The 13068-nt window shown below is 41.5% G+C and carries 12 protein-coding genes; 9 read left to right on the top strand and 3 right to left on the bottom strand.

What is annotated here, in order from left to right; genetic code table 11:
* On the top strand, nt 1-381 hold the full coding sequence (gene qoxD / locus ABG082_RS17755) for a cytochrome aa3 quinol oxidase subunit IV (protein WP_007497818.1): 381 nt from the start codon (nt 1-3) through the stop codon (nt 379-381).
* A 77-nt stretch (nt 382-458) separates the two neighbouring features.
* Here the strand turns inward: qoxD and ABG082_RS17750 are convergent, their stop codons facing one another.
* A complete protein-coding gene (locus tag ABG082_RS17750; protein ID WP_008345491.1) occupies nt 459-722 on the bottom strand; it encodes a spore morphogenesis/germination protein YwcE in 264 nt (87 codons plus the stop codon).
* Nucleotides 723-1199: 477 nt separating this feature from the next.
* On the opposite strand from ABG082_RS17750, the gene ABG082_RS17745 reads away from it, so the two are divergent.
* The 3 genes from ABG082_RS17745 to ABG082_RS17735 all read left to right on the top strand — a co-directional run bounded on the left by ABG082_RS17745 (nt 1200) and on the right by ABG082_RS17735 (nt 4330).
* On the top strand, nt 1200-2411 hold the full coding sequence (locus tag ABG082_RS17745) for an FtsW/RodA/SpoVE family cell cycle protein (RefSeq protein ID WP_008345489.1): 1212 nt from the start codon (nt 1200-1202) through the stop codon (nt 2409-2411).
* A 110-nt stretch (nt 2412-2521) separates the two neighbouring features.
* Nucleotides 2522-3271, top strand: coding sequence for an oxygen-insensitive NADPH nitroreductase (gene nfsA / locus ABG082_RS17740; protein ID WP_348936331.1), 750 nt, complete (start codon nt 2522-2524; stop codon nt 3269-3271).
* Between the two features lie 54 nt (nt 3272-3325).
* Complete coding sequence (locus tag ABG082_RS17735) at nt 3326-4330, top strand: LLM class flavin-dependent oxidoreductase (RefSeq protein WP_348936830.1); 1005 nt, start codon at nt 3326-3328, stop codon at nt 4328-4330.
* An 11-nt stretch (nt 4331-4341) separates the two neighbouring features.
* Here ABG082_RS17735 and ABG082_RS17730 read toward each other — a convergent pair whose 3' ends face one another.
* On the bottom strand, nt 4342-4569 hold the full coding sequence (locus tag ABG082_RS17730) for a hypothetical protein (protein ID WP_249669975.1): 228 nt from the start codon (nt 4567-4569) through the stop codon (nt 4342-4344).
* 81 nt (nt 4570-4650) lie between these two features.
* On the bottom strand, nt 4651-7074 hold the full coding sequence (locus ABG082_RS17725) for a S8 family serine peptidase (protein ID WP_048001147.1): 2424 nt from the start codon (nt 7072-7074) through the stop codon (nt 4651-4653).
* Between the two features lie 501 nt (nt 7075-7575).
* On the opposite strand from ABG082_RS17725, the gene ABG082_RS17720 reads away from it, so the two are divergent.
* From ABG082_RS17720 to ABG082_RS17700, 5 genes are all read left to right on the top strand, one after another.
* The gene (locus ABG082_RS17720; RefSeq protein WP_348936330.1) at nt 7576-7854 is read left to right on the top strand and encodes a hypothetical protein; all 279 of its coding nucleotides are present in this window, start codon (nt 7576-7578) and stop codon (nt 7852-7854) included.
* Nucleotides 7855-7905: 51 nt separating this feature from the next.
* Entirely contained in the window at nt 7906-8739 is an 834-nt protein-coding gene (locus tag ABG082_RS17715) for a PRD domain-containing protein (protein WP_008345476.1), read from the top strand.
* 255 nt (nt 8740-8994) lie between these two features.
* Nucleotides 8995-10383 (top strand): sucrose-specific PTS transporter subunit IIBC, encoded by a 1389-nt coding sequence (locus tag ABG082_RS17710; RefSeq protein ID WP_007497804.1) that lies wholly within the window; start codon nt 8995-8997, stop codon nt 10381-10383.
* A gap of 20 nt (nt 10384-10403) precedes the next feature.
* Nucleotides 10404-11861, top strand: coding sequence for a sucrose-6-phosphate hydrolase (locus ABG082_RS17705; RefSeq protein ID WP_348936829.1), 1458 nt, complete (start codon nt 10404-10406; stop codon nt 11859-11861).
* A 347-nt stretch (nt 11862-12208) separates the two neighbouring features.
* Nucleotides 12209-13018, top strand: coding sequence for a hypothetical protein (locus ABG082_RS17700; RefSeq protein WP_008345472.1), 810 nt, complete (start codon nt 12209-12211; stop codon nt 13016-13018).
* Nucleotides 13019-13068: the final 50 nt, after the last annotated feature.

Below are 13068 nucleotides of genomic sequence, written 5' to 3'. Positions count from 1 at the left end.
ATGGCTGGAAAAACACATTCCTCAGCAGAGCACGAACACTTCCCTTGGAAACACGTAGTCGGCTTCATTCTCTCCATTGTGCTAACCATCTTAGCATTCTGGATTGCTATCGGAGCTGAAATTGGCAGTTCCGCAAAACTATGGATTATCTTTGGTTTTGCCTTCATTCAAGCATTCTTGCAGCTGTTCATGTTCATGCACATGACAGAGAGTGAGAACGGGACTGTTCAAGTCGGAAATACTTTGTTTGGTCTGTTCTGTGCGATCATTTTCGTCATCGGGTCTGTTTGGATCTTCGCGGCTCACTACAGCCATGGAGAGAACAGCAAAGACGGTTATTCACCATCTGCGCCAAAGCAGTCTGAGCATTCAGAGAAATAATAAAAAACCACTCATCTTTCATAGGTGAGTGGTTTTTATGCTGATTGTGATAACGCTTCCAATTGATGATGCGAAATCTATCTGCTGCTGAATCTTTTGCGAATGAATGGAAGTCCATAGATGAGGAAAGCTGCAATGTGAGCCAGAATCACGTTAATGGCAAAGAATGCGATCATGAAGGTATGTCCTGCTGGAGATAAACTGCTTGTCATGTAAAGACCGAAGAAAATCCACATAATCATGATGGGTGGAATAGATGCTAATGCAATCTTTCTGTTTTCCAACCATAAAAACAGGGGTGTAGCTGTTGCAATACATAGGTACGCAAAGAACATATCCATCGTATCCAACTCCTTTGTAAGTTGATGTCCAAATTCAAATGAGAGGTCAGGATGCAATTGTGTCTGTTTTTAGGAGATATTGTGAACATTTTGTTACAAATATTATACCACAATTGACTTTGAAGTAAACTCAATAATTGGAAAATGGGCCTTATTCCGCAGAATTTGTTTTTTTTCTTATACCTCAGTTAAGCTTATGCTGGCAAGATGTTCACCTTTCATATCGCCACATAAGTCATTGAATTTTCCCCTTAAAATCTGTAAAATAATCTTTTTAAAGGACTTATGATCGGTTGTCATGATAGAGTGGAAAGGAATTTTTTCCTATTGTTAGGATGAAAAGTATTTCATTTTTTGAAAATAGAATGGAACCTTTCAGGTGTCACTTCCGTCATATTTAAGATGAGTTGCTTTTGTGAAAATTTCAATCTAATATAAATAAGGGCTTTTATGTTTTGTAATAAGGGTGGTTAGTTCATGAACAAGCAGAATACATCTCCTTACTATCAGGGAGATTTGATTTTTATATTTTTAGCCTTCTTTGCCATCAGTGTCATCGCTATTTATGCTGCGGGACAGTTTGGGCAATATGGATCTAATGCATGGACCAGACAGATCATTTACTACATGGTCGGGGTCATATGTATTGTGGCTATTAATTACTTCGATCTGGAACAATTAGAAAAGTTGAGCTTATATATTTTTATAGGCGGCATTATGCTCTTAATTCTTTTGAAAATTGCTCCTGCACAAATTGCAGGTCATGATTTTGCTCCAATTAAAAATGGTGCAAAAAGTTGGTTTGTGTTACCTGGAATTGGAACATTTCAGCCTTCAGAGTTCATGAAAATTGGTTTGATTATGATGCTCGCCTCTGTCATTGGGAAGGCAACCCCAAGAGGAAAACGAACATTAGAAGATGATATTTTCCTACTATTAAAAATTGCCGGCGTGGCTGCTGTACCAGTCGGACTCATCTTTTTGCAAGATGCAGGTACGGCTGCGGTATGTATGTTTATTGTCGTTGTCATGGTCTTTTTATCAGGGGTCAACTGGAAATTGATCTCTCTCATCGGTTCAGTGGTTGTGCTCTTAGTTGCCGCTGTGTTAGCCGTGATTATTCTATTCCCTGATTTCGCACAAAAGATCGGGATTCAGCAGTATCAGATCAACCGGATTACCGCTTGGCTGCCTGATAGTTCTTCGACAGCCAACCAAGCCCAGACACAGGATGCATCTGGATCTGATAAATATCAAGTCGAGCAGGCCATTATGGCAATTGGGGCAGGACAAATATTCGGGAACGGTGTTAAAAACTTAAAAGTTTATGTTCCAGAAGCACAGACAGATATGATTTTCTCTATCATAGGGGAAGCCTTTGGTTTTGTCGGCTGCGCATTTGTGGTGATCATGTTCTTCTTCCTGATTTACAGGCTTGTTGTGTTGATTGACCGTATCCATCCTTATAGCCGGTTTGCGTCATTTTTCTGTGTAGGATATACAGCATTGATTGTCATCCATACATTCCAGAACATTGGCATGAACATAGGCGTCATGCCTGTAACGGGGATACCACTCTTATTCATCAGCTTCGGGGGAAGCTCTGTTTTATCAGTTCTTATTGGATTTGGTATCGCCTATAATGCAAGTGTTCAGTTAACGAAATATCAAAGTTATTTATTTAAATAAAACGGGTAAAGGGCAGTCTAAGCGTAGGCTGCCTTTTTGGCGTGAGTTCTAACTTTTGAAAAGCAATGTTCATTTGACTTATGATAGTAGGAGTGAAGGAGGTCTTCGAATTGAATAAAACGATAGAAACCATCTTAAATCATCGGTCCATCCGTTCGTTTACAGATGAGCGTCTGACAGACGAAGAAGTGCTGACACTTATCAAAAGTGCGCAGGCTGCTTCGACATCAAGCTATGTACAGGCGTATAGTATCATTGGTGTAACAGATCAGGTTAAGAAGGCTAAGCTTGCTGAACTGGCTGGAAATCAGCCATACGTTGAGAAGAATGGGCATTTTTTTGTTTTTTGTGCAGACTTGAAACGCCACGACTATATCGCAAAAAAAGCAGGGAAAAACCATCAAGAAGCGCTTGAGAATACTGAAGCCTTTCTTATCAGTGTGATTGATGCGGCGCTCGCTGCGCAAAATGTCAGTGTCGCAGCAGAATCTATGGGACTTGGCATCTGCTATATCGGCGGACTGCGTAATCAGCTGAAGGAAGTATCCGAATTACTTGAAACGCCTTCCTATGTGCTGCCGCTATTCGGCCTGGCCATAGGACATCCTGCCAATCCATCATCTCAAAAGGAACGGCTGCCCGTTGAGCTGATCTACCATGAAAACACATATCAGCAAGACGAAGCTCATGTGGATCGTTATTTAAAAGAATACGATGATCGTATTTCATCATATTATGAAGAACGAACAAACGGTGAGAGAAAAGATACATGGTCTGAGCAAATGCTTCGAGGCTTTAGCCAGCCAAAACGTGCCTTCCTCGGAGATTTTGTGAAAGAGAAGGGCTTTAATCGAAAATAAATCAGGAAATCCCCCTTTCGAGTGAGAGAGGGGGATTTCTGTAAGAGGTGCGACATCATGAAATTAAGTATACTGGATCAATCTCCTTTGATTGGAGATGCGACGCCTGCTGAGGCGCTGAAGCAAACAGTCGAGCTGGCGAAGCAGGTAGAGAAATGGGGTTATCATCGATTTTGGGTATCAGAGCATCACTTTTCAAACCGGCTCGCAGGATCGAGTCCAGAGGTGCTTCTCGGTCATTTATCAGCTGTGACGTCACATATCCGTATTGGCTCAGGCGGCGTCATGCTTCCCCACTACAGTGCCTATAAAGTAGCAGAGAACTTCAGAGTGCTCGAAGCCTTGGCTCCGGGCAGAATCGATCTTGGCATTGGACGTGCTCCTGGAGGTATGCCGATCTCCTCCATTGCCCTTCATCATGGAGAACGGAAGCGACTTGGTGATCAATACCCTGAGCAGGTAGAAGAATTAAGGGTGTATTTACATGATTTAGCCGATGAATTTTATCCGCTGCCTCACCTGAGCGCTTCTCCGAAAGTAGAAACTGCCCCAGAGGTATGGATGTTAGGTTCCTCTGGAGGAAGTGCACGGCTTGCCGCAAAAGCAGGTGCAGGCTATACGTTTGCTCTTTTCATTAATGGAGAAGGCGGAGAAGACTCTGTGTCGCAGTATATCAGCCGATTTGAACCTTCGGAATTTGGTGATGAGCCGCGTGTCAGTCTTGCGGTCTTCGTTTTATGTGCAGAAACAGAGGAACAGGCAGAAAAATTGGCTGTCAGCTTAGATTTATCATTATTAGCTAGCGAACAAGGACAGACCCTTGGCAGCTTTCCTTCATTTGAACAGGCAAAGGCCTATTCCTACAGTCCATATGAACAAAAACGAGTAGCAGCCAATCGACAGAGAATGGTTGTTGGAACACCATCTTCTGTGAAGCAGCAGCTGACAGCACTCGCAAAGGTGTATCGTACAGATGAAGTGATCGCTGTGACCATCACACATCACATGCAAGACCGTCTCACATCGTATCGTTTATTAAAAGAAGCTTTTGACGCATAACGTATGTAAATTTACCGTCTGCGCAGCCAATAAAAGGGATAGAGGAGCATCATGGTGAGAATAAAGGCAGCTGTCACCGCCAAGCTAAGCGGATAAATGCAGGTGGTATAGACAGTCAGTTCACATGCTTGATGAAAAGGACGAGGCTGTTTTGCATGTAAAAAGATAAAAAAATAAACCAAGGTGATCGTGAGAAAAAAAGCTGTCATAAAAGAAACGATCCATAGTAATATCAACATGAATTTCTCTTTCCTCCATACATGATAGAAAAGCCTTGTTGAGCTGATGGGCTCATACAAGGCTTTTTATGTGATTCTTATTTATTCAGGATAAATATCGAATGGTTCTTTCGTTTGAACCGTATCTGATTTGCCTTTCAGGCTTGCATACGCAAGCATTGTATACTCACCTGCTTCTAACTTCTGTCCTTTATTGATCGTGCCATTCCATTTCACACGATGCTCTCCTTTATCAACATGTTGATAAACTCCTGCTTCACCTAAATACTCTCCATCTGTCGAGTAGACGAGGAATGCAAGATTTTCAGCACCGCCTGGGAGATAGCTGCTAATGACATAGCTTCCAGCACGGTTATCCGGCTCTACGGAAACCGAAGTGACGCGCGGGTAATCAGGCTCTTTTACAATCAATAAAGTAGGGATTTCAGTGACCTTTCTGCCATTTTCGCGAATGGTGATACTGCCTTGGTACGTTCCTTTTTTCGTTTTTCCATAATTCACTTGTACTGCGGAAGTAAAGGACCCTGTGGAATTCCCTTTTACTGTGATTTTTTTCGTGCCGTTTGTGCTAATGCCGTTGCCATCGAACTTGTAATCAATGGTATAGGTTTTCGGTGCTTTTGACAGGTTTTCTACCTTGAACTTCTTCGTTTTGATTTGAACGCCCTTTTCTTTTAAGAAAGTGCCGTACGAATAGCTTGCATCAGACACAATAGAAGACGCTTGAAGTGATTCGATGATTCGAACGCTGCCTGTGCCCTGCGTATTGTGAGGGAACGGGCTGCCATTTGGGTCATACAATGTTTCTGCTGTATTCATCATCAGCGCTTTAATTTGCTCTGTAGAATACGATGGTTTTGCTTGTTTAATAATCGCTGCTACTCCGGCTACATGAGGAGATGCCATGCTTGTTCCTTGCTTCGATCCATAGCCGTATGGCTGAGAAGGATCGTGTGTCGGAATGGTGCTGACAATACTCACGCCAGGTGCTGAAAGATCTGGTTTGATCATCCACGTATCGACAACAGGTCCGCGAGATGAGAAGTCAGCGACTTGTTCACTTAACTCTTTCACAAATTGAATCGAGAAAGTCGTTGTATTGTTACCAGCCTCAATGGCTTTAACAAGCGCTGTTCCTTCTGCTTTTGACAGCTTAATCGTCGGAAGGGCCAGACCTGGTACATCCACAGGGATTTCTCCATCGGTATTGTTGTACATGACAACGCCGATCGCACCAGCAGCTTTCGCATTGTCCACTTTATCAACAAAGGCAATGGCTCCACGTTCAATCACTGCCACCTTTCCTTTGACATCGATGTTTTCAAAAGCTTTTTCGTCACCGATGCCTGCTTGGACGAGTGTGACTTGTTTTTGGTCAAGTGCTTTTAAATCATTTTCTTGATAGTAGCCCATCACTTTTGCCGTTGAATAGTTCGGGAATTTCACGTTGTATAGACTGTACGGAAGCTGAGTGGCTCCGACAGAAATAGCATCTCTTGATGTCCCAGGAGATCCAACGGTCCAGCTGTTTGGCCCGCTGTTTCCATTTGATGTCACAGCGACAACCCCTTCAGACATGGCCCAATCCAGTGCGATGCTTGTTGCATAATCAGGGTTATTCACACTGTTTCCAAGAGAGAGGTTCATGACATCGGCTCCGTCAGTGACAGCCCGGTCGATGCCTGCTAGGACATTTTCAGTTGTTCCTGATCCGCCTGGTCCAAGGACACGGTAGGCGAGAAGGGTAGCATCTTTTGCGACACCTTTAATTTGTCCATTTGCCGCAATTGTTCCTGCGACGTGTGTACCATGATCTGTCGATTCGCCTCTAGGATCTCCTTTTGGTGTTTCTTGTGGAGAATAGTCATTATCAACAAAGTCATAGCCTTTGTATAATCCGAAGTTTCCTTTTAAATCAGGGTGGGTATAATCTACTCCAGTATCAATGACAGCGACTTTTACTCCTTTTCCAGAGTAGCCGGCATCCCAAGCTTTTGGTGCACCGATAAATGGGGCGCTTTTATCCATGAGTGGAGAGACATCCTCATTTGGAAGCTGGACGCTTTTCTTTTTCACTTCATCTGTTTGATATGTAACATCCGGATAAACGGCTTTTACTCCGTCAACTGCGAGTAGTTTCGGGATTTCGTTTGCAGGAAGTTTCATAGAGAAACCAGAGAAGACTTTTTCATATTCTTGATGAACACTCGCTTTATCTAGCTTTTTGAGTGCTGCATTCTTTACTTTCGTTCGAGATTTTTTGAGGGAGGCCTTTGTTTGTGCTTCGCCTTCTTGCTTGGCTTCAACTAAGGATTTTTCCTTTAATTCAACAATGACAGTGGTGTGTTTTCTAGACTTAACATTGATTTCGCCGAAGATTTCTGCTTTTTCCAGTTCCACCTGTTTGTTCGATGGAGCGGCAGCAGCCTGACCTGAAAAGAATGTGGATAAGGTAAAAATAGTGGAGAACAATAGAACAGAAGAACGAGAGATTACTTTTTTCAATTAATTTTCCCCTTTCTAGCTGTGTATTTAGGGAGATAGCCTTTCTTTTTGTGGATAAATAGGAAAGATTCACTGCCCGTTATTAAGTATTCCATACGATGAAACCAATTCCTTTACTAAAATGGTCTTATTTTACATAGTCATAAAGAACTATTTTGTTTATAAAGTCACACTTATGCACAATAATCTGTTGATAACTCGATTATTCAGATATATATATGGAAAATAAAAAAATCTCATACACAAAATCTAGTAAGAGGATGTTGATATGTGGATAAACCCTGTTGATAAGGTGTGCTTATCTTTGGGATAGTGTGTGTATAAAATTTTCATAGAAACATTGTGGAACATGATCATCTTCTGCACTTTTCAACAAAACTTCTGAAAACTAGTTCGTTTTTTCACCCAGATTGTGACAAACCTCTCTATTTTCTCGGGATATGATAGGAACAGTTAATTTGCTAGAACTGCTAGATTCTAAGTAAATCGGAGGGATGTTCAGTGAAGAAATGGAAGAACTGGTTGAGTGTATGGTTTGGTTTTGTGATGAATGTGCTTGTGAATCCTGGTGAGCTGCTGAAGAAGCAAGGGGTGAAAGTGACAGCAGTGGATGGAGGATTCTTTCTTGTGGTGAATGAGAGAAAGCTAGAGAAACTGGCAGATGAAAAGAAGAAGAAGCGCAGGATAGAAAAGCCGTTTCAAGAAAGTCTGATGATGCTTTATGAAAAGACAACGAGAGAGGCTCGTGCCGGTCCGTTCTTATCTTTACAGAAAAGTTGAAACAGGGTAAAATCCCACATAAGACACGTTATCTGTGGGAGAGGATGCCCCTTGAAGATATATAAAATATTGAATAACAATGCAGTGGTTGTAAAGGAGGGTGATCAGGAGAAAATTGTGATGGGGCCCGGAATTGCTTTTCAGAAGGGGAAAAATGACGTCGTTCCCGTTCAAAAAATAGAGAAGATTTTTGTTGTGCGTGAAGAAAATGAGAAATTCAAACAAATTCTTGCGACATTGCCAGAAGCGCATATTGAGGTGGCAGAGCATATTATTAGTTATGCAGAGGGTGAACTCATGATGCCGCTCAGTGATCATATCCACATTTCACTGACAGATCATTTATCCTTTGCCATTGAACGCGTTCAAAAAGGCATTGTCTTATATAATAAATTGCTTGGTGAGATCAAAGTCTTATATAAGCAGGAATATGATATTGGAAAATATGCCATTCGTTATGTAAAGGAGCGGCTTGGGGTTGACCTGCCGGACGATGAGGCAGGGTATGTGGCACTTCATATTCATACGGCCAAAATGAATACGGAGTCCATGAAGAAGACGGTCAAATACACAACGATGATCAAAGAAATGATCGAGCATATCGAAAGCGTTTTTGAGCGCTCGATTGATGAGGATAGTATTTCATATCAGCGGCTTGTGACACATTTGAGGTATGCATTAGGCAGGTTGGAATCGAATGAAGCATTTCAAATCATGGACGATGACATGCTGACTTTTATCCAAACAAAGTATGACTCGGCTTACCGGTGTGCACTTGGACTGGCTGATTTGTTGAAAAAAGAATATGGACTTCATCTCCCTAAATCGGAGATCGGCTACATCACGCTGCATGTCCAGCGTCTGCAGGATGCCGAATTGGTGTAAAGGTTGTGCCTGTCCGCAGGCTTTTTTTTATGCACACTACTCTAATTAGTGTATATGGGTCATTTGATTCGAAAAAATAGGTTGACGCAGGTCACGCTCTTATACTATGATGAAAGCGTAATCAAAAACCAATATCGTGGGATTGTGACTGTCAGGCAGGCAAGACCTAAAATTTGCGTAACGAGGGGACGTGTATGTCCTTTCATCGTTGGTGAATTTTAGGTCTTTTTTGTTTTAAAAAAAGGGGGAGACAACATGGATTATCAAAAAACAGCCAAAGAATTAACAACATTATTAGGCGGCAAAGAAAATGTCATTAGCGCAACACATTGTGCCACACGACTCCGATTGGTGATGAAAGATGAGGCGTTGATTGACAAAGATGCCATTGAAGAACTTGAGGGTGTGAAGGGTGCCTTCTCAAGCTCGGGTCAATTCCAGATCATATTTGGAACAGGTTCTGTCAACAAAGTATATGAGCCTTTTGCTCGTGAGACGGGTCTTGAGGCAGACGACGAGAATCAAAAACCTGCCAGCCATGATGAAGCCGTGAAGCAAAAAATGAATCCACTTGCACGTTTTGCCAAGACGCTATCGAATATTTTTGTACCAATCATTCCAGCGATTGTAGCAAGCGGTTTATTAATGGGCCTATTAGGCATGATGAAAGCCTTCAAATGGGCTGATCCAAGCTCTGCCATCTTCCAAATGCTAGATATGTTCTCAAGTGCTGCCTTTATCATTTTACCGATTTTAATTGGGGTTAGTGCAGCCAAAGAGTTTGGTGGAAATCCATATTTAGGAGCCGTCATTGGGGGCATTATGATTCACCCGAGCTTGCTGAATCCATGGGGACTGACAGACGCAAAACCAGAATATATGCATCTATTCAACTTTGATATTGCTCTTCTTGGTTACCAAGGAACGGTCATTCCCGTGTTATTGACTGTGTATATCATGTGCGTGATTGAAAAGAATTTAAGAAAAGTTGTGCCGAACAGTATTGATTTACTTGTGACACCGTTTGTGACGGTGATTGTGACTGGATTTGTGACGTTTATTGCTGTAGGACCGCTAGGAAGAATGCTCGGTACAGGAATCTCAAATGCACTCACTTATGTTTATGACCATGCAGGATTCTTAGCTGGACTGATTTTCGGAGGAGCTTATTCTTTAATTGTACTGACAGGTGTTCATCATAGCTTCCATGCGATTGAGGCAGGACTTCTGAATGATATTGGACGGAATTATTTGCTGCCGATCTGGGCCATGTCCAACGTCGCTCAAGGCGGAGCAGGGCTGGCGGTCTTTTTCTTAGCAAAGCGAGCAAAAACGAAAGAAATTGCTTTACCAGCAGCATTTTCTGCTTTCTTAGGTATTACAGAGCCGGTCATATTTGGTGTGAATCTTCGTTATCGTAAGCCATTTATTGCTGCAATGATCGGAGGTGCATTAGGCGGGGCGTTTGTCGTCTTCACGAAGGTAGCCGCCAACGCTTATGGTTTAACAGGGATTCCGATGATTGCCATTGCAGCCCCATTCGGTTTACAAAATGTGGTAAATTATGTTATTGGTATGTTAATAGCTGTTGCTGTTTCATTTATTCTTACCATCATCTTTAAAGTCAAAGAAGTCGAAAAATAATCAAGGAGTGGTCACCAGTGATGACAATAACGGACGCAGCACTTCGTCAAAAGGTAACAGATCGTATTCGAAACTATGAGCATTTGGTGAAAAAAGATGTGTACCGTCAGAACTTCCATTTAATGCCCCCAGTTGGTCTTTTAAATGACCCGAATGGATTGATTCAGTGGAAGGGAGTCTATCATGTGTTTTATCAGTGGCAGCCATTTAAAACAGGACATGGTGCAAAATTCTGGGGTCACTACACATCAACCGATCTAGTGAATTGGCAGCATGAAGAGGCTGCCCTCACGCCAAGTGATTGGTTTGATCAAAATGGCTGTTATTCTGGCAGTGCAGTCATTGACGATGGTCGTATGTATGTGATGTATACCGGAAATGTCCGTGATGAGCAAGGAAATCGTGAGACATATCAATGTTTAGCTGTGTCAGAGGATGGGGTTCATTTTGAGAAAAAAGGTGTCGTGGCGACTTTGCCAGCAGGATTTACTGCACATTTTCGTGACCCGAAGGTGTGGAAGCGGAATGGAAAGTGGTACATGGTCCTTGGAGCACAAAGTGAAGATCTCAAAGGACATCTTGTCTTATTCACATCTGATACATTAGACAATTGGACGTTTCAAGGCATTATTGCAGGCAGTGGAAAGAATGGATTAGATCATTTCGGATACATGTGGGAATGTCCAGATCTGTTTGAATTAGACGGTCAGGATGTATTGATCGTGTCACCACAGGGGCTGAAGCCTGATGGATTCAAATACAACAATACACATCAATCTGGTTATTTTGTTGGTACATTGGATGATCGTACCTACCAATATACGCATGGAGCGTTTGAGGAGCTGGATCGTGGCTTTGACTTTTATGCACAGCAGACTTTCCAAGATGAATCGGGCAGACGCATTTTAATGGGATGGATGGGTGTACCAGATCAAGGGGAAGAGCATCATCCAACCATCTCTTATCAATGGATCCATTGCTTGACGATTCCGAGAGAGCTTCGTTTAGATGATGAAGGACGTCTTATTCAACAGCCGGTAAGTGAACTTCGATCTATGCGGACAAATGAGCAGGAGCATGTTTTTCACGTTAAACGATCTGTTCACTCCATTCCTGTTGAAGATTTGACGAGCGCAGAGGTATTCATTGATCAAATTGAAACACAAAAAGGATTTGAATGCTGTATCCGTGCTGCTGCTCGTATCATTTATGATAAAGATGAAGGCAAACTAACGTTAGAGCGAGATCGATTTGAAGATCGAACAAAGGAAGTTCGTGAAGTAGAAATTGAGGAATTACAGGATTTGCATATCTTTATTGATGCATCATCGATTGAGATTTTTGTCAACGGAGGCCGGGAAGTATTTACTGCACGTTACTTTCCTTCCCCGGGAAATAAATCAATCTCCATCAGTGGTAGAAATGAAACGAAGCTTAAATTGAAGACGTGGCATTTGCAAAAAGAAGCAGATCATTGATCTGCTAAACAAGTAGAGAAAATGTCTACGTCTGCTACGCCTTGGTTAATTCTAAAGAAAAAAAGCCACTCCTAGACATTGATGTTTCAAGAGAGAATTAGAGGAAACAGGTTGTCATTACGAGAGAGTTATCAAGATGTTGGATCGAGTAGACAATAAGAAAATGTACCTGTGTGAAGAAGAGACTATTATAGTCTCTTTTTTAATTTAAAAATTCTCTCAAAATTAACATGTCAATTCATTACATATTAAAATATCCTTAAAATTCTATTTATGTTTACATAATCCATATTAACTAATAATATGGTAAATGTGGACCACGCTAAAAAGTAATTGGAGGTAGTAATATGAAAAAACATAATGTTATTGTCACATCCTTGTTGTCGGCATCTGTATTATTCACTGGATTTGGATTGGAGGGAAATGCGCAAGCGAAAGATGTATTTCCTTCTATGAACGATGAAAGAGTCAAAGAAGAAATAGAAGAAATGAAGGCAGAGGGAATGACCTCTGAACAGATTAAAGAACTTCAAGAGATGAGCAAAAAGGAATATGATTCTGTCTCTACGGAAGCAAAAGCAGAAGAGATATTCGAAGAGTCGCAGAAAGATATCGAACAATATATCAAAGATGATGTGATTGACGAGTATCTACCTAAGTACAATGAAGAAAAAGAAAAGATGAATACAAATGCTACTGCATTAGGGACTAAAGGCGATGTATTGGTTAGCTACGACTTGAATTCAGGTAGTTCGGCGTTTGGCTTTGGACATGCTGCTGTTGTGTCGAGAACTAAGACAAATACCGTAGAGTCTTGGCACAAAAGTTGGAGTCCAATTAAACAGCATGGAGTTAGATTCTATAATAATACTTGGGGAAAAAGAAAGAAGGTATATGGGCTGTGGGTAAAGAAGTCTAATAATACCAAATATGTAAATGCAGCTAAGTATGCTGAAAAACAAGCTAATCAAAAGAAGCCATACAATCTGAACTGGTTTGACAAGAAAACTACAAAAAAATTCTATTGCTCTCAATTAGCTTGGAGAGCCTGGAAAAATCAAGGTCACGATATTGACCATTATAAAAACGATTTAATCGTGTCGCCAATGGAATTAGTAAACTCTAACAACACGAAGGTCTTTTATCATAAAAAGTAAGTTAATAAGCAGTCGGGGATTTCCCCGATTGCTTTGCTTGTTTAAAATCG

The sequence above is a fragment of the Bacillus sp. BS1807G30 genome (genome assembly GCF_040047675.1).
Lineage (GTDB): Bacteria > Bacillota > Bacilli > Bacillales > Bacillaceae > Bacillus > Bacillus altitudinis.
This window is presented reverse-complemented; position numbering and strand designations above follow the sequence as displayed.